Raw genomic sequence first — 643 nt, 5'->3', positions numbered from 1 at the left:
CCCTAGGAGGTGGTCTACCAACGGGCGGCGTTTACGCTGGCCCTGGCGTTACGGATGACGGCAATGGCATGACATACAGCTTTGATCCTGCTAGTGCAGGAATAGGTGTGCACATTTTGACATACACATTCACCGACGGTAATGGTTGTACCAGTAGCGACACGGATGATGTAGAAGTGTTTGCATTACCTACGGTTACGTTTACGGCGCCTGCCGACTGTTGTGTCAACGATGGTGCACTGACTGGCCTAGGTGGCGGCACGCCAACGGGCGGCGTTTACAGCGGTCCTGGTGTCACGGATGATGGCAATGGCATGACGTACAGCTTCGACCCTGCAACAGCGGGCGTTGGTGTACATACCTTGACATACACGTTTACAGATGGAAATGGCTGTGTCAACAGTGCGAGTGATGATAAAGAAGTGTTTGCTTTACCTGTTATCACCTTTGCTGCGCCTGCGGACCTGTGTGTTGACGCTGGTGTTCAGTCTGCCCTAGGCGGCGGCCTACCAGTAGGTGGCGTTTACAGCGGAGCTGGCGTTATAGATGACGGCAACGGCATGACGTATAGCTTCGATCCTGCGGTTGCTGGCTCGGGCGTGCATACGATTAGTTACAGTTATACAGATGGAAATGGCTGTAG

Annotated in this window: 1 pseudogene; it reads left to right on the top strand. The window is 53.7% G+C overall.

Annotated features, from left to right (window positions below):
- Positions 1-643, top strand: a pseudogene (locus tag ACRBG0_RS27825) (hypothetical protein); the annotation flags it as partial.

This window comes from Lewinella sp., from assembly GCF_050633125.1.
GTDB lineage: Bacteria > Bacteroidota > Bacteroidia > Chitinophagales > Saprospiraceae > Lewinella.
Note: the sequence above shows the minus strand (reverse complement) of the source record. Positions and strands in the feature narration are given on the sequence as shown.